The organism is Rhodococcus sp. ACT016 (assembly GCF_050477185.1).
GTDB lineage: Bacteria > Actinomycetota > Actinomycetes > Mycobacteriales > Mycobacteriaceae > Prescottella.
The window spans coordinates 3,539,028-3,554,318 of sequence record NZ_JBEAET010000001.1 but is presented as its reverse complement, the minus strand read 5'-3'; the positions used below and the strand labels follow the sequence as shown (position 1 = coordinate 3,554,318).

15 protein-coding genes are annotated in these 15,291 nt (G+C 69.2%); 5 read left to right on the top strand and 10 right to left on the bottom strand.

Going from position 1 to position 15,291, the window contains the following annotated elements; all coding sequences use genetic code 11:
• Positions 1–24 precede the first annotated feature (24 nt).
• On the top strand, positions 25–1,251 hold the full coding sequence (locus ACQ5DX_RS16370; RefSeq protein ID WP_430333590.1) for an acyl-CoA dehydrogenase family protein: 1,227 nt from the start codon (positions 25–27) through the stop codon (positions 1,249–1,251).
• A gap of 45 nt (positions 1,252–1,296) precedes the next feature.
• Here the strand turns inward: ACQ5DX_RS16370 and amaB are convergent, their stop codons facing one another.
• A complete protein-coding gene (amaB, locus tag ACQ5DX_RS16365) occupies positions 1,297–2,832 on the bottom strand; it encodes an L-piperidine-6-carboxylate dehydrogenase (RefSeq protein ID WP_430333589.1) in 1,536 nt (511 codons plus the stop codon).
• Positions 2,829–4,082 (bottom strand): 2-oxoadipate dioxygenase/decarboxylase, encoded by a 1,254-nt coding sequence (hglS, locus tag ACQ5DX_RS16360; protein WP_430333588.1) that lies wholly within the window; start codon positions 4,080–4,082, stop codon positions 2,829–2,831. The genes amaB and hglS overlap by 4 nt, the downstream gene beginning before the upstream one ends.
• A 65-nt stretch (positions 4,083–4,147) precedes the next feature.
• Between hglS and lat the strand changes: the two genes are divergently transcribed.
• From lat to ACQ5DX_RS16345, 3 genes are all read left to right on the top strand, one after another.
• A complete protein-coding gene (gene lat / locus ACQ5DX_RS16355; protein ID WP_430333587.1) occupies positions 4,148–5,488 on the top strand; it encodes an L-lysine 6-transaminase in 1,341 nt (446 codons plus the stop codon).
• 109 nt (positions 5,489–5,597) lie between these two features.
• Positions 5,598–7,181: a Rieske 2Fe-2S domain-containing protein gene (locus ACQ5DX_RS16350; RefSeq protein ID WP_430333586.1), complete on the top strand. Its 1,584-nt coding sequence runs from the start codon at positions 5,598–5,600 to the stop codon at positions 7,179–7,181.
• Positions 7,182–7,262: 81 nt separating this feature from the next.
• Entirely contained in the window at positions 7,263–8,066 is an 804-nt protein-coding gene (locus tag ACQ5DX_RS16345; RefSeq protein ID WP_430333585.1) for a tyrosine-protein phosphatase, read from the top strand.
• A gap of 16 nt (positions 8,067–8,082) precedes the next feature.
• On the opposite strand, the gene ACQ5DX_RS16340 is transcribed toward ACQ5DX_RS16345, so the two are convergent.
• The 7 genes from ACQ5DX_RS16340 to ACQ5DX_RS16310 form a co-directional block, all read right to left on the bottom strand.
• On the bottom strand, positions 8,083–8,436 hold the full coding sequence (locus ACQ5DX_RS16340) for a VanZ family protein (RefSeq protein ID WP_430333584.1): 354 nt from the start codon (positions 8,434–8,436) through the stop codon (positions 8,083–8,085).
• Positions 8,437–8,447: 11 nt separating this feature from the next.
• Positions 8,448–8,789 (bottom strand): hypothetical protein, encoded by a 342-nt coding sequence (locus ACQ5DX_RS16335; protein ID WP_430333583.1) that lies wholly within the window; start codon positions 8,787–8,789, stop codon positions 8,448–8,450.
• Positions 8,789–9,190 carry a DUF1707 SHOCT-like domain-containing protein gene (locus ACQ5DX_RS16330; protein ID WP_430333582.1) on the bottom strand — a complete coding sequence of 134 codons (402 nt, stop codon included), beginning with the start codon at positions 9,188–9,190 and terminating at the stop codon, positions 8,789–8,791. The genes ACQ5DX_RS16335 and ACQ5DX_RS16330 overlap by 1 nt, the downstream gene beginning before the upstream one ends.
• A 91-nt stretch (positions 9,191–9,281) precedes the next feature.
• Positions 9,282–11,072 (bottom strand): acetyl/propionyl/methylcrotonyl-CoA carboxylase subunit alpha, encoded by a 1,791-nt coding sequence (locus ACQ5DX_RS16325; protein WP_430333581.1) that lies wholly within the window; start codon positions 11,070–11,072, stop codon positions 9,282–9,284.
• 205 nt (positions 11,073–11,277) lie between these two features.
• Entirely contained in the window at positions 11,278–12,660 is a 1,383-nt protein-coding gene (locus ACQ5DX_RS16320) for a condensation domain-containing protein (RefSeq protein ID WP_430333580.1), read from the bottom strand.
• Between the two features lie 112 nt (positions 12,661–12,772).
• Positions 12,773–13,183, bottom strand: a complete 411-nt coding sequence (locus tag ACQ5DX_RS16315; protein WP_430333579.1) for a SufE family protein — start codon at positions 13,181–13,183, stop codon at positions 12,773–12,775.
• On the bottom strand, positions 13,180–14,091 hold the full coding sequence (locus ACQ5DX_RS16310; RefSeq protein WP_430333578.1) for a sulfurtransferase: 912 nt from the start codon (positions 14,089–14,091) through the stop codon (positions 13,180–13,182). Before ACQ5DX_RS16310 ends, ACQ5DX_RS16315 begins: the two co-directional genes overlap by 4 nt.
• Positions 14,092–14,221: 130 nt before the next feature.
• Between ACQ5DX_RS16310 and ACQ5DX_RS16305 the strand changes: the two genes are divergently transcribed.
• Positions 14,222–14,635: a group III truncated hemoglobin gene (locus ACQ5DX_RS16305; protein WP_430333577.1), complete on the top strand. Its 414-nt coding sequence runs from the start codon at positions 14,222–14,224 to the stop codon at positions 14,633–14,635.
• Here the strand turns inward: ACQ5DX_RS16305 and ACQ5DX_RS16300 are convergent.
• A complete protein-coding gene (locus tag ACQ5DX_RS16300; RefSeq protein ID WP_430333576.1) occupies positions 14,632–15,276 on the bottom strand; it encodes a Maf family protein in 645 nt (214 codons plus the stop codon). The two genes, ACQ5DX_RS16305 and ACQ5DX_RS16300, sit on opposite strands and share 4 nt — an antisense overlap.
• Positions 15,277–15,291: the final 15 nt, after the last annotated feature.

Here is a 15,291-nt window from a genome sequence, read left to right as displayed (position 1 = left end):
CGAACCCACCCGTCAGGAGTTCCCATGTCCCTGTTCGATCTCTCCGAGCGCGCCCGGACGTTGCAGGCCGAGCTGCTCGAGTTCATGGACGCCCACGTGTACCCGGCCGAACCGGTGTACGAGCGCCAGATGCGCGAATCCGGAGACCCGCACTTCCACCCGCCGGTCATGGAAGACCTCAAGGCGGAGGCGCGCAGGCGGGGACTGTGGAATCTGTTCCACCCCCATCCCGGTACCGGGGCGGGGCTGACGAATCTCGAGTACGCGCCGCTGGCCGAGATCATGGGCCGCAGCCACCTCGCTCCCGAGGCCTGCAACTGCAACGCCCCCGACACCGGCAACATGGAGGTGCTCGAGCTCTTCGGTACCGACGAGCACCGGCGGAAGTACCTCGAGCCGCTGCTCGACGGGACCATTCGATCGGCGTTCGCGATGACCGAACCCGGCGTGGCCAGCTCCGACGCCACCAACGTGGAGCTGTCCATGCGTCGCGACGGCGACGAATACCGCCTCGACGGTCGAAAGTGGTTCGCCTCCAATGCATTGCACAAGAAATGCAAAGTTCTGATCGTGATGGGTAAGACGGACCCCGGCGCGCCGAAGCATCGGCAGCAGTCGATGATGGTGGTGCCGATCGATGCGCCCGGTGTCACCGTGGTGCGGAACCTGCCCGTTTTCGGTTACCACGACCGCGAGGGCCACGCCGAGATCGTGTTCGACAACGTGCGCGTCCCGGTCGCGGACGTCCTGAAGGGGGAAGGGGAGGGCTTTGCGATCAGCCAAGCCCGTCTCGGTCCCGGCCGCATCCACCACAGCATGCGGGCCATCGGCATGGCCGAACGCTCCTTGGAACTGTTGTGCAAGCGCGCCCAGTCCCGTGTCACGTTCGGCAAGCCGATCGCCGACAATGCCAACATCCAGGACTGGATCGCCGAGGCGCGCATCGACATCGAGATGATCCGACTGCTCACCCTCAAAACTGCCCATCTGATGGACACTGTCGGAAACAAGCAGGCCCAGACCGAGATCGCCGCCATCAAGGTGGCCGCGCCGGCCATCGCGCTCGAGATCGTCGACCGCGCCATTCAGGTGCACGGCGGCGCCGGGGTCACCGACGACTTCCCGCTGGCGATGACGTACGCGCACCTGCGGGCCATGCGTCTGGCGGACGGCCCCGACGAGGTGCACAAGCGGGCCATCGCGCGGCGGGAGTTGCGCCGCTACAGCGAGTTTCGACCGGAGGGGCACTGATCCGGCCGCGATCACCCCACTCGAGAAGGGTCGGCCGTCCCGGTCTCAGGACGGGCCGAATTCCACGCCCTGCGCGAGGGGGAGTTCGTCCGAGTAATTGACGGTGTTGGTAGCGCGGCGCATGTACGCCTTCCAGGCGTCCGAACCGGATTCGCGTCCACCACCGGTCTCCTTCTCGCCGCCGAACGCACCGCCGATCTCCGCGCCCGACGTCCCGATGTTGACGTTCGCGATGCCGCAGTCGGAGCCGTCGGCCGCGAGGAACCGCTCGGCCTCGCGCTGGTCGGTGGTGAAGATCGCCGACGACAATCCCTGCGGGACACCGTTGTGCAGGGCGATCGCCTCCTCGAGCGTGTCGTATGCGAGCACGTACAGGATCGGCGCGAACGTCTCGGCCCGGACGATCGCGGTCTGCGACGGCATCCGGACGATCGCCGGGGTCACGTAGAACGACGCCCCGGAGCCGACCCGTTCGCCGCCGGTCACCACCACCCCGCCGTCGGAGCGCGCGGTGTCGAGGGCGGCATGCATCGCGTGGTAGGCGACCCCGGCGATCAGCGGGCCCACCAGGACGCCGTCGTCGAACGGGTTGCCCACCTTCAGTTGCCGGTAGGCGTCGGCGATCCGGTTCGTCACGTCGTCGACGATCGAGCGGTGGACGATCAACCGCCGCAGCGTCGTGCACCGCTGGCCCGCGGTACCCGCCGCCGCGAAGACGACCGCGCGGACCGTGAGATCCAGATCAGCCGACGGGGTCACCACCGCGGCGTTGTTGCCGCCCAACTCGAGCAGGCACCGCCCGAAGCGGGCGGCCACGCGCGGCGCCACCGCCCGGCCCATCCGCACCGAACCGGTGGCGCTCACCAACGCGATCCGCGGATCGCCCACGAGTTGCTCACCCACGACCGCGCTCCCGAGCACCACGTGGTGCAGTCCGTCGGGGGCACCGGACTCGGTGGCGGCCCGGCGCAGCAGCGCGTCGCACGCCATCGCGGTGAGCGGGGTGGTCTCCGACGGCTTCCACACCACCGGATCGCCGCACACCAGCGCGAGCGCGGTGTTCCACGCCCACACCGCCACCGGGAAGTTGAACGCCGAGATCACCGCGACCACCCCGAGCGGATGCCACGTCTCCGACAGCCGGTGACCCGGCCGCTCCGACGCCATCGTGCGGCCGTACAACTGGCGCGAGAGGCCCACGGCGAATTCGCAGACGTCGATCATCTCCTGCACCTCGCCGAGCGCCTCGGAGCGGATCTTCCCGGCCTCGAGCGTCACCAGGTCGGCCAGGTCCGTCTTGTGTTCGGCGAGCAGTTCCCCGAGGCGGCGTACCACCGCGCCGCGCCGCGGTGCCGGCACCGTGCGCCACGTCGCGAACACGTCGTGTGCGCAGCCGATCGCCGCGTCGATGTCGGCGGACGTGCTGGGGTGCAGGAACGCGAGCACCGAGCCGTCGATCGGGGTCCGCGCCGTCAGTGGGACGGGGCCGGCATCGCCGACGATCTCGGGAAGTGTTGCGCCGCAACTACTGAGCGCGGCGATCGCGTGAGCCGCCATCGTTCCGGTGCCGGGAAGTGTCATGACGGTGTCCTTCCTGACTGCTCCTGCTGCCGCCGGTACAGCTCGTACGGGTCGTGGACCTCGCGGCCGATCACGCCGGCGAGCGAGCCGATGTCGTACGCCGTCCCGACCGCGCCTGCCTGCGCGGTGGTGTCCGCGTCGAGGTTCGACCGGAAGATCCCCGCCGCGGACTTCGGCAGGAAATCCTCGTAGACGATCGGCTCGCGCACCCCGCCGTGATACGTGAAGTACGCCGCGCCGAGCTTCTCCATTTCGTCCTCGGACGAGGGGAACCGCTTGTCCCACAGCCCGTTCGCGTTCGACGGATCCGCCTCCAGCAGCTCGTCGTACAGTGCGCGCCCGGCGGGGGTGAGCGCGATCCCGCGCGCCTCCACCTCCCCGAACCGCACTCGCAACTCACCGTCGGTGATCGAGCCGTCCGGTTCGACGAAACTGCGCGGCTCGGCCAGCGCCCGGAACGAGGTCTGCCGCAGCAGCACCGCCGGCCCCGCCCAGCGCGGCGGTCCCTGGATCCGGTCGATCATCGTGATCCCGCGCGCCGACATCCGCGCGTACAGGTCGTCGATGTCGAGCACCCGCGGCGTCAGGTGGTTGATGTGCGTGCTCGACACCCCACCGATGTCCGCGGCCACCGCCGAGACCGCCTCGAGTTCGCGGTACCACGCGCGGTCGACCGGCTCCCCGGACAGCTCGAACACCGCTGTCGCGAGCGAGACGAACCGCTCGGCCTGCGGCTCGTCGAGGCCGCCGTCGTCCGCCGACCGCCGGGCCAGGGCGAGCAGCACGTCGGGAAACAGTCGGCGCCGCTCCAGGAAGGACTCGAGCCGGTGCTGCAGATCGGCGTCGAAGAAGCGGCGATCGGCGGTCGTGAGCATCGAGGTGAACACCCGGAACGGGTTGCGGGCCAGCTCGCCGGGATCGACCGGGCGAAACGCCGTGGACACCACCGGTACTGGTGGCGACGCGTCGCGCAGGTCGTAGAAGCCCACCGGGTACATGCCGAAACCGGCGAAGAGGACGGCGACGTCGTGCAGCTCGGACGCCGTCCCCACCCGGATCGCGCCGTGCCGCTCCGCGGTCACGCGCGCGATACTGCCGAGCCGCTCCGCCGAGTCCGGGTGCGCCGCCAGGAAGTCCGCATTGACCTGTCCGGTGACCTCCACCAGCGTCGAGTAGGCCGGAACTTCACGGCCGTACATACGAGACAGCGCCGCAGCGAATCTCGACCGTAGCTCGTGGATTTCGGCCATCGCCCCTCGATCGTACGAGCCTCGATGCCCCCACGTGGTCCGGAACGCTGACGTAGCCTTTGGGTATGAGCACCGCGGTCCGCGCCGCGGCCGGTGACTCGGACTTCCCGGCCGGGCGCGTTCACGACGTCCTGCGAGCGCACATGCTCGCAGACGGGTACGACCTCGTCCTCGACCTCGAGAGCTCCAGCGGTGTCCATGTCGTCGACCTGCGCGACGGCACCACCTATCTCGACATGTTCGGCTTCTTCGCGTCGTCGGCGCTCGGCATGAACCATCCGGCGCTCGCCGACGACGGCCCGTTCCGCCACGAACTCGCCGCCACCGCGATCAACAAGCCCAGCAACTCCGACGTCTACACGGTGCCGATGGCCCGGTTCGTCGACACGTTCGCGCGTGTTCTCGGCGACCCTGCGCTGCCGCACCTGTTCTTCGTCGACGGTGGCGCGCTCGCCGTCGAGAACGCCCTGAAGGTCGCATTCGACTGGAAGAGCCGGCGCAACGAGGCGGCCGGGCGCGACCCGGCGCTCGGCACCCGGGTGCTGCACCTGACCGAGGCGTTCCACGGGCGCAGCGGGTACACGCTGTCGCTCACCAACACCGACCCGACCAAGATCGCGCGGTTCCCCAAGTTCGCGTGGCCGCGGATCGACGCGCCCTATCTCGCCGACGGCCGCGACGTCGCCGCGGCGGAGGACCGCGCGCTCGCCCAGGCGCGCCGCGCGTTCGCCGAGCACCCGCACGACATCGCGTGCTTCGTCGCCGAGCCGATCCAGGGGGAGGGCGGCGACCACCACTTCCGGCCCGAGTTCTTCCACCGCATGCACGAACTGTGCGTCCGGAACGACGCGCTGCTGATCTTCGACGAGGTCCAGACCGGCTGCGGACTCACCGGCAGCGCGTGGGCGTACCAGCAGCTGGGTGTCACCCCCGACGTCATCGCGTTCGGCAAGAAGACCCAGGTGTGCGGGGTGATGGCCGGCGGCCGCGTCGACCAGGTCCACGACAACGTCTTCGAGGTCAGCTCCCGCATCAACTCGACGTGGGGCGGCAACCTCACCGACATGGTCCGGGCGCGGCGCGTCCTCGAGGTCATCGAGGAGGACCGGCTGATCGACCGGGCCCGGCTGCGCGGCGCGCACCTCCTCGGCCGGCTCGAGGACCTCGCCGCCCGGCACGACGCCGTCACCGAGCCCCGCGGACGCGGGCTGATGTGCGCGCTCACACTGCCGACAGCCGAGTACCGGGACCGAGCGGTGACCGACCTGCGCGAGCGCGAGCACGTGCTGTTCCTCGCGACCGGCGACCGCGGGATCCGGTTCCGGCCGCCGCTCACCGTGACCATCGCAGAGCTCGACGCGGCCGTCGACGCGCTCGACCGGGTACTCGCCCAGGTCGACGCTTAGGGCACCAAGTCCCGCATACCAGGTGTTTCGGCCCACATCGTCGGTGCGGCGGGTGGGGCCGGGGTCTCGTCTCGTTACGATTGTCGCGGTCTATCGAGGAGGCAGACGAGTGCAGATCACCAGCGTCGGACACGCCGGATTCCACATCCAGACCGAAGCGGGGTCGATTCTCTGCGACCCGTGGGTGAACCCCGCGTACTTCGCGTCGTGGTTCCCGTTCCCGGACAACACCGGTCTCGACTGGGACGTGCTCGGCAACGTCGACTACCTGTACGTCTCGCACCTGCACAAGGACCACTTCGACCCGGAGACGCTCACCAAGCACGTCAACAAGGACGCGACCGTCCTGCTCCCGGACTACCCGGTGCCGGACCTCGAGCGCGAACTCCGCAAGCTGGGATTCACCAAGTTCTTCGAGACCCAGGACTCCGTCAAGCACCGGATCGGGCCCGGTGGCATCGAGGTCGCTCCGCAGGCTCCGCTCCAGGCGGGCGACCTGGACGTCATGATCATCGCTCTGCGTGCCCCGGCCGACGGCCCGATCGGCGACTCCGGCCTGGTCGTCTCCGACGGCGAGACCGTGTGCTTCAACATGAACGACGCCCGCCCCGTCGACATGGACCCGATGCTCGAGGCGTTCGGCAAGATCGACATCCACCTGCTGCAGTACTCGGGCGCCATCTGGTACCCGATGGTCTACGACATCCCGGCCGGTACCAAGCGCAACTTCGGCAAGCAGAAGCGTCAGCGCGGCATGGACCGCTGCCGCAGCTACATCGAGCAGGTCGGCGCTACGTGGGTCGTGCCGTCCGCCGGCCCGCCGGTGTTCCTCGACGACGCGCTGCGCGACCTGAACGACGACCACGGCGACGAGGGCAACATCTTCCCCGACCAGATCGTGTTCCTCGAGCAGATGCGCATCCACGGCAACGACGGCGGCCTGCTGATGATCCCCGGTTCGACCGTCGACGTCCACGGCGAGAAGGCGACGCTGGCGCACCCCCTCCCGGACGCCGACGTCGAGAAGATCTTCTCCGACAAGGCCGCCTACATCGAGGACATGGCGCAGCGGATGGCTCCGGTCATCGCGGCCGAGAAGGCCACGTGGGCGCCCGCAGAGGGGGAGCCGCTGCTCGGCCCGCTCAAGGCCAAGTTCGAGCCGATCATGGCGCAGTCCGACGTGATCTGCGACGGCATCGGCTACCCGGTGGGCCTCGTGATGGGGGAGGAGACCGTGGTCCTCGACTTCCCGAACCGCACGGTCCGCGAACCGAAGGAGGGCGACGGCAAGTACCGGTACGGCTTCCGCATCGCGCCCGAACTGGTCCGCACCGTGCTGCGCGACGACGAACCGGACTGGGTCAACACCATCTTCCTGTCCACCCGCTTCGAGGCGTGGCGCGTCGGCGGCTACAACGAGTTCCTCTACACGTTCTTCAAGTGCCTCACCGACGAGCGCATCGCGTACGCCGACGGCTGGTTCGCCGAGGCCCACGACGACAGCGCGTCGATCGAGGTCGGCGGCTACGAGATCCAGCGCCGCTGCCCGCACCTCAAGGCCGACCTGTCGAAGTTCGGCGTCGTCGAGGGCACCAACCTGACGTGCAACCTGCACGGCTGGCAGTGGGACCTCGAGACCGGGCGCTGCAAGACGTCCAAGGGTCACGAGCTGCGGTCGAAGAAGCTCGGCTGACCGCACCCGTTCGAACGACGCGCGCCCGCCGGCCGAGACTCGGAAGAGCCTCGGCCGGCGGGCTCGTCTAGATTCGGGCGCATGACGTCAATCCCGGGTGCGAGCATCCCGATCCTGTCCGTCCCGAACCTGCGCGACATCGGCGGCTACCGCACGCGTGACGGGGCCTCGATCCGATTCGGCCGCTACTACCGCTCGACGGACCTGAGCAAGATCACCGTCGACGACGCGCCGCGGCTTGCGGACCTCGGGCTGGTGACGGTTTTCGACCTGCGCACCCACTCGGAGCGGGAAGCGGCACCCGACCGGGTGCCGCCGTCGGCGCGGGAGGTGCCGCTGGACGTCCTCGCCGACAAGGCCCTGCGATCGGTGCCCGCCCAGATGCAGTCGGTCATGTCGGATCCGTCGGTCGCGGTGAGCATGCTCGGCGACAACCGTGCGATCGAGTACTTCCTCGGCAGCTACCGGGACTTCGTGACCCTGCCCAGCGCGATCGCGTCGTATCGCACCCTGTTCACCGATCTGGCTGCGCGCGACACCCTGCCCGCGCTCGTGCACTGCACGACCGGCAAGGATCGCACCGGCTGGGCGACGGCCTCCCTGCTGCTCCTCCTCGGGGTGGACGAGGACGACGTCTTCGACGAATACCTGCTCACCAACACTCAACTGCTGCCGGCGTTCGAGTCGGTGTTCGACAAGTTCACCGCGGCCGGCGGGGACCCGGAGCTGCTGAAGCAGGTCCTCGGCGTCCGGCCCGAGTACCTGCACGCGGCCCTCGCCGAGATGCGCGCGTCGTTCGGCTCGATCGAGGGCTACTTCGCCGACGGGCTCGGCATCGGCGCCGAAGGCCAGCAGGCGATCCGCGACCACCTGCTGCAGGGCTGACGCCCCGCGCGGGTGCTCAGGCCGGTATCCGCAACCGCCGCGCGAGCACCCGCGCCAGCACCAACCCGACCACGATGCCGACGGCATCGGCGGCCGCGTCCCACACCGAACAGCTGCGCTGGATGGGCAACGCGCCCTGAAGGACCTCGGAGAGCGCCGCGAACGCCAGCAGCCACGCGGCGGTCCACGCTGCGCCTATGCGGGCATAGCGCGACGTGAGCGCCAGTGCGGCGAACATCAGCGCGTGAGTGACCTTGTCGCTGTTCTCGGGCCCGCTCGGGACGGTCGAACCGGGGGAGAACAGCATCACGAGCACGATCACCGTGGCGATCGCGAGCGGCACGAAGCGCTTGTCGAATCTGTCGAACACGGCGGCCGCTCTCAGCGCTCGGCGAGGGCGAGCCCGAGGGCGCCCTCCGCGAAGCGTCGGACGGCGTCGCTGGCGGTGGCGAGGGCCTCGTCGTGCCCCGGCCGTGCCCAGCCGCTCAGGACCCCGGCTGAGCCGGTCGGGGTCAGGCCGACCTCGGCGAGCAGTTCGCCCGTCGTCGGCTCGCACACCGCCCACGAACAGTGCTCCCCGGCCGCCCACTGGCGGGCACGGTCGGTGACGTACTCCGGGTCGTCGATGCCGCCGTCGCGCAGCGCAGGTCGGTCGTCGACGCGCTCGTCGGCGCGAAGCGCGCGCAGATACCAGGAGCCGGCGTTGATCTCGATCGGTTCCATCAGCAGCCGCCGCGTCCTCTCCTGCCGTCCTTGCCACCGAACAGGATCGCCGCGGTCGCGGGGATCAGGAGGAAGAACAGCCAACTGTTGTCGATCGGCACCAGGAAGAACAGTGCCAGCGCCACGAACGGGATCACCGCCATGACAGTGTTGCGCCACGTCTTCTCACGGTCGGCGTCCCGGGCCTCGGGAGCGACCGGTGCCGGCGTGGACGGCGTGAGCGCCGGCAGATCCTCGAACACCTTGTCCAGCTGTCCGCGGGTGGTGGCCGACGTGATCTGTCCGCTGCGCTCGTCGAACTCGGTGACCGTGAGCCGTCCGTCGGAGAAGTGCTGCGTCAGTGCCTCGAGGGCCTGCTCGCGTTCGGCGGTGCCGATGCGAATCTCCGGAAGGTCGGACATGCGGTAAAGACTACTGCCCGAACAGCACTGTGCGCGCCTCGCGAATCGCGAGGCGCGCACAGTGTGAAGCGGTGGGTTACCTACAGAGAGGTCACTTCAGCTCGGCGAGAACCGTGCCCTGGGTGATGGCGGCGCCGGCCTCGACCGACAGACCCGTGACGACACCGGCCTTGTGAGCGGTGACCGGGTTCTCCATCTTCATGGCCTCGAGAACGACGATCAGATCGCCCTCGGCGACCTCCTGGCCCTCCTCGACGGCGACCTTGACGACGGTGCCCTGCATCGGGGCGGTCACGGCGTCACCCGACGCGGCACCCGCACCGGCACCGCCGCGCTTGCGCGCCTTCGGCTTCTTGCGGATGGCACCGGCCGGAGCGCCGCTCGTGCCGACCGAGAACGAACCGGGCAGCGAGACCTCGACGCGACGGCCACCGACCTCGACGACGACCGACTGACGGGGCAGGTTCTCCTCGTCGTCCGCGGCAGCACCCGAACCGGTGAACGGCTCGATGGTGTTGTCCCACTCGGTCTCGATCCACTTGGTGTAGACGTCGAAGCCCTCGCCGTTGCCGATGAACGCCGGGTTCTCGACGATGTGGCGGTGGAACGGGATGACCGTGGCGAGGCCGTCGACCTCGAACTCGGCGAGCGCACGCGCGGCACGCTGCAGGGCCTGCTCACGGTTCTCGCCGGTGACGATCAGCTTGGCGAGCATCGAGTCGAACTGGCCGCCGATGACGTCGCCCTGGACGACACCCGAGTCGACGCGCACACCGGGGCCCGTCGGCTCCTTGTAGACGCTGATGGGGCCGGGGGCGGGCATGAAGCCACGGCCGGCGTCCTCGCCGTTGATGCGGAACTCGAAGGAGTGGCCGCGCGGGGTCGGGTCTTCCTTGATGCTGAGCTCTTCGCCGTTGGCGATGAGGAACTGCTGGCGCACCAGGTCGATGCCGGCGGTCTCCTCGGTGACCGGGTGCTCGACCTGCAGGCGGGTGTTGACCTCGAGGAACGAGACCGTGTCGCCCTGGACCAGGTACTCGACCGTGCCGGCGCCGTAGTAGCCGGCCTCCTTGCAGATGGCCTTCGCCGACGCGTGGATGCGGGCCCGCTGGTCGTCGGTCAGGAACGGCGCGGGGGCCTCCTCGACGAGCTTCTGGAAGCGGCGCTGCAGCGAGCAGTCGCGGGTGCCGGCGACGACGACGTTGCCGTGCTGGTCGGCGATGACCTGGGCCTCGACGTGGCGGGCCTTGTCGAGGTACTGCTCGACGAAGCACTCGCCGCGACCGAAGGCGGCGATGGCCTCACGGGTGGCCGACTCGAACAGTTCGGGGATCTCCTCGATGGTCTGCGCGACCTTCATGCCGCGACCGCCACCACCGAAGGCCGCCTTGATCGCGACCGGGACGCCGTACTGCTTGGCGAACTCGACGACCTCGTCGGCGTTCTTGACCGGGTCCTTGGTGCCGGCGGCCATCGGAGCGTTCGCGCGCTCGGCGATGTGGCGGGCGGTGACCTTGTCGCCCAGGTCGCGGATGGACTGCGGCGAGGGGCCGATCCAGATCAGGCCCGCGTCGATGACGGCCTGCGCGAAGTCGGCGTTCTCGGACAGGAAGCCGTAGCCGGGGTGGATCGCGTCGGCGCCGGACTTCTTGGCGGCGTCGAGGATCTTGTCGAACACCAGGTAGGACTCGGCCGAGGTCTGGCCGCCGAGGGCGAACGCCTCGTCCGCCAGCTTCACGAACTGTGCATCCGCATCCGGCTCGGCGTAGACAGCGACGCTGCCGTAGCCGGCGTCCTTCGCGGCTCGGATGACCCGCACAGCGATCTCGCCGCGGTTGGCGACGAGCACCTTCGTGATCTGCGCGCTGGCATGAGTGGGCACTGAGCCTCCTGTGTTTCGCATGGTCTGTCCCCGTGGTTCGCCTGTGGGGTCACCGGCGGGTATCTGTTGGCATCTCATCGGAGTGTATGCATCAATCCGATAGACGATGTAACCGGATAGCGCTTACACATTAAGTGCTCGATTCGGCGCCGCAACCCTACTGACCAGTAGAGGTGCGGACGAACGGTGACGACGCGGCCGATGCTCAGGCACCGACGGCCGCTGTGACCGGAACGATGTCGGACAGTGCCCGCCGGGTGCTCGCCAGGAAGCGCAGGACGTTCTCCGTCGCGGTCGGGGTCCCCGGAAACCGCGCGGAGATGTTGACGCCGTGCGGCGTTCGGTTCACCCAGATGTAGACGTCGTGCGTGTAGTGGCGGCTGCGGAGGGCGCGGGCCTGGATCTCGGGCCACTGCTGCGCCATCGGCACGAACCGGACGTCCATGAACGACACGACGAACCGGGGCCGGATCGGGGTTGCCAGCACCTCCTCGACCCGGGCGAAGGGCACCTTCGCCGCCGACTTCGTCGACGCCACCGCCTCGGCCGCGCGGGCCGCGGACTCCGCGAAGTCGGCTGCCCCCGCGATGTCGAACTCGATGGGGGACAGGCCGACGAACCACCCCAGTGACGTCGCCCAGTGCGGATCGTTGCGCGTGTGGACCGGCGTCACCGTCCGGAACACCGTGTTGCCCGTCAGCTCCGCGCTCGCCTGCGCCAGGCACGCCAGCACACCGGCGAAGAAGTTCTGGCCGGCACGGTGACACACGGTGTTGAAGGCAGCGGCTTCGGCGGCGTCGAGCACCCACTCGGAGAAGGCGCCCTGCGCCACCCGTTCCACCGGACGCGGCCCGAGGTCGAGCGGGAAATCGGACAGCCGGCCCTTGCTGCGAACGAAGGCCGAGCGCCAGCATTCGACCGCGGGATGCCGGTGATCGACGACCGCCGCCGCGGCGCGCTCCTCGGCCCCGAAGTCGATGTAGCTGCCCGCGGGGACCAGGAACGCCGGCGGACCGGACATCGCCTCGGTGTACAGGCTGGTGATCTCGTGCGCGACCAGCACCACCGACAGGCCGTCGATGATCGAGTGGTCGGCCGCGAAGAAGACGGTGCACTCCGGTTCGGGATCGGAGTGCTCGAGCGTCACGAACAGATACGCCGGCCAGCGGTGCGGCGACGTGAGCTCGTCGAACAGATCGTGCACCCGCTCGTACACGGTGTCTGCGTCGAACTCGTACTCGTGCCGAACCTCGTCGAGTTCGATCCCCGACGGGTCGATGGTGCGGCGGGTGATGCGTCCGTCGTGCCCGAGCGCGGCGTGGCTCCGCAGCGACTCGTGGCGTTCGATCCACATGCCGATCGCAGCCCGGAACGCGTCGTGGTCGAGCTGGCCCGGCAGCCGGAAGGCCGCACCCAGCCACGATTCGCGGCCGTCGTCGTGGGTGCCGTCGGCGGTCCGGCGCAGGTGCGCCTCGTGGATGTACGACGCCGGTCGGCCGTCGTCGACCCAGCCTGATGTGGCTTCGGGTAACCACTCGGTGAGCATGCCGGGGGAGATCGCGTAATCCGCGAGCTCGGTGAATTCCATCGTGGAGAATCCAGTCTCTTGTCCCGCCGCGGTGGCAGCGGTGAACATTGTCACAGTGAAGGTGCCGGGGAGGGTCGCTCCCCGGATCAGTCCCGGTTCGGGAGGTGCACGCTCAGCGGAGGTGCCGCTTGATGCGTGCGAGCATCGCGCTCATACCGCGCAGCCGCAGCGGGCTGACCGAGTCGGCGAGCCCCAGAGCCGAATAGAAGTCGTCGGGAACCTCGAGAATCGTTGCGGCACTGTGCCCGTCGAGCCCCTGATGGAGGATCGACGCGAAGCCCCGGGTCGTCGGCGCCTCGGCGGGTGCACTGAAATGCAGGCGCACCTTGTCCCGGTCGCTGCTGTCGACGGACAGGAACAGCGGCGACTGGCACTCGGGGACCGGCTCCATCGCACCCTGCTCGAGCTCAGGGGGCAGCGGCGCCAGCTCGCGGCTGAACTCGAGTAGCAGCTGCAACTTGTCCTGACCGTCGACGGCGGCGAAGTCGTCGACGATCTCGGCGAGGCTCTCCGGCAGGCTCACGACGCCGCTTCCTCGGTAGAACCGGGCACGGTTCCCGGCTGATCGCCCTTGACGATCGGCACCCGCACGACGTTGCCCCACTCCGTCCACGATCCGTCGTAATTGCGGACGTTCGGGTAGCCGAGCAGGTGGGTCAGTACGAACCACGTGTGGCTCGACCGCTCACCGATCCGGCAGTACGCGATCACGTCGTCGTCCCGCGAAAAGTCGGAGTAGATCTCCTCGAGCTCGGGAAGGCTGCGGAACCGGCCGTCCGGGGCAGCGGCCCGCGCCCACGGGATCGACACCGCGGTCGGGATGTGGCCGCCGCGCAGCGCGCCCTCCTCCGGATAGTCGGGCATGTGGGTGCGCTCACCGGTGTACTCCTGCGGCGACCGCACATCGACCAGTGGTCCGTTGCCGAGATGCGTCAGCACGTCGTCCCGGAACGCGCGGATCGTGCTGTCGTCGCGCACCACCACCGGGTACTGCGTCGGCGCCGGCGAGGGCACGTCGAGCGTGGTGTCGCGGTTCTCCGACAGCCATGCGTCGCGGCCGCCGTCGAGCAGGCGGACGTCCTGGTGACCGAACAGCGTGAACACCCACAGGGCGTACGCGGCCCACCAGTTGCTCTTGTCGCCGTAGATCACGACGGTGTCGTCGCGCTCGATGCCCTTGCGGCTCATCAGGTCCGCGAAGGCCTTGCCGTCGATGTAGTCCCGGTTGACCGAGTCGTTGAGATCCAGGTGCCAGTCGATCTTCACCGCGCCGGGGATGTGGCCGATGTCGTAGAGCAGCACGTCCTCGTCCGACTCCACCACCTTCACACCGGGGGCGCCCAGGTTGACTGACAGCCATTCGGTCGAGACGAGTCGCTCCGGATGGGTGTAGGCAGCGAACGCGGGATTGGGGTCGGGTGCGACGGGCACGGGTGGGCTCCTGAGGCAGGTGAGGGCGGAGGGTTGTCCACCTCCGATTCTATGTGGTCGTCGAACCGGCAGAGTCGCCGAGATCGCCGGCATCTACCGATGGGTAGTCCGGCGAGTACCGTCGGGCACCGTGACGAGCCCCGCCGACCGCCGCAGCGACCTCACCGGCCGCGCCGACATCGATCGGACGGTGCGGACGTTCTACGAACGGGCCCTCGCCGACCCGGTGCTGGCGCCCGCGTTCGAGATACTCGCGGTGGTCGGGCTGGAACAGCACCTGCCCGTCGTCGGCGACTTCTGGGAGCAGATCCTGTTCCGCACCGCGCGCTACCAGGGCGAATTCACGCTGGTGCACCGGGCGCTGAACCGACAGCACGGGCTCGCGGGCGAGAAACTCGCGCGATGGCTGCACCTGTGGTGCGAGACGGTGGACGAACACTTCGCGGGCCCGGACGCCGAACGCGCCAAAACGAAGGCCCGGGCGATGGCGGAGGCGCTGGAACGGTCCTGGGACGGCGTCGAGAACCACCGCGCGAGGAACTAGCGCACGAGCGCGTTGGCGGCCCACAACTGCGCTACCGAGACACCGACCTGGCCGAGTAGACGCCGCACCAGCGGCAGGCCGATGCCGATGACACTGGACGGGTTGCCCTCGAGTCGTTCGACGAACCAGCCACCGAGACTGTCGAGGGTGAAGGCGCCGGCGACCTTCAGCGGTTCGCCCGTCGCGAGATACGCCTCGAGGTCCTCCGCAGACGGGGTGCCGAAGTGCACGACGGTGCCGCTGTGGTCGGACACGGTGGCCACGACGGTGCCGTCCTCGATCCGCAGCACGCTGTGACCGGTGAGAAGGGTGGCGCTGCGGCCGGCCATCGACTGCCAGCGGCGGCGCGCGACATCGACGGTGTGCGGCTTGCCCTGCAATTCGCCGTCGATCAGCAGCATCGAGTCGCAGCCGATCACCACGGCGTCGCTGAATCCCTCGGCGACGAGCGAGGGGACCACGTCGCGGGCCTTGGCCTCCGCGAGCGCGGTGACGACCACTTCGGGGTCCGCGGACGGGCCCAGACGGTCGATGACGGCGTCCTCGTCGACGCCGGAGACCCGGACGGTGGGTTCGACCCCGGCGCCCCGCAGCACGGCCAGCCGTGCCGGGGACGCCGAGGCGAGAACCATTCGGGTCACTGTGGGAACCACGCG

Bases quoted from the DNA above. Each gene is read 5' to 3' on its own strand.
- ACQ5DX_RS16335 (WP_430333583.1), bottom strand. From the start codon at position 8,789: ATGGAACCGATCGAGATCAACGCCGGCTCCTGGTATCTGCGCGCGCTT.
- ACQ5DX_RS16320 (WP_430333580.1), bottom strand. From the start codon at position 12,660: ATGGAATTCACCGAGCTCGCGGATTACGCGATCTCCCCCGGCATGCTC.
- ACQ5DX_RS16345 (WP_430333585.1), top strand. From the start codon at position 7,263: ATGACGTCAATCCCGGGTGCGAGCATCCCGATCCTGTCCGTCCCGAAC.
- ACQ5DX_RS16370 (WP_430333590.1), top strand. From the start codon at position 25: ATGTCCCTGTTCGATCTCTCCGAGCGCGCCCGGACGTTGCAGGCCGAG.
- ACQ5DX_RS16330 (WP_430333582.1), bottom strand. From the start codon at position 9,190: ATGTCCGACCTTCCGGAGATTCGCATCGGCACCGCCGAACGCGAGCAG.
- hglS (WP_430333588.1), bottom strand. From the start codon at position 4,082: ATGGCCGAAATCCACGAGCTACGGTCGAGATTCGCTGCGGCGCTGTCT.
- lat (WP_430333587.1), top strand. From the start codon at position 4,148: ATGAGCACCGCGGTCCGCGCCGCGGCCGGTGACTCGGACTTCCCGGCC.
- amaB (WP_430333589.1), bottom strand. From the start codon at position 2,832: ATGACACTTCCCGGCACCGGAACGATGGCGGCTCACGCGATCGCCGCG.